1 protein-coding gene is annotated in these 259 nt (G+C 68.0%); it reads right to left on the bottom strand.

Translation table 11 applies throughout. The annotated features are described in order from the left end of the window. Positions 1-237, bottom strand: a 237-nt coding sequence (locus IH13_RS45035) for a hypothetical protein (protein WP_082317732.1), incomplete at its 3' end; no start/stop codon positions are given. Positions 238-259 lie beyond the last annotated feature (22 nt).

Genomic DNA, 259 nt, shown 5'->3' with positions numbered 1-259 from the left:
GCCGAGGAGGGCGACTGGGATGTTCCAGCGTCCTACGTACCCGACGGCGGCTCCCCACCACGCGGCCGCCACCATGGTGAGAAGGGCTCCGTAGAAGATCAGCGCGAAGCCGTTGGCCGCGCCGTTCACTCCGACATCACACGCCTGCCAGGCCGCCGACAAGACCACCGTGCCGAGCACCCCTGTGACCACACCGCCCACAGGGGCGGCCACACAGCCCCATTGCCCTCGTGTCACTTTCGTGTCCTGATCTGCGGGA

Source organism: Streptomyces sp. NRRL WC-3549 (assembly GCF_000721935.1).
Taxonomy (GTDB): domain Bacteria; phylum Actinomycetota; class Actinomycetes; order Streptomycetales; family Streptomycetaceae; genus Streptomyces.
Note: the sequence above shows the minus strand (reverse complement) of the source record. Positions and strands in the feature narration are given on the sequence as shown.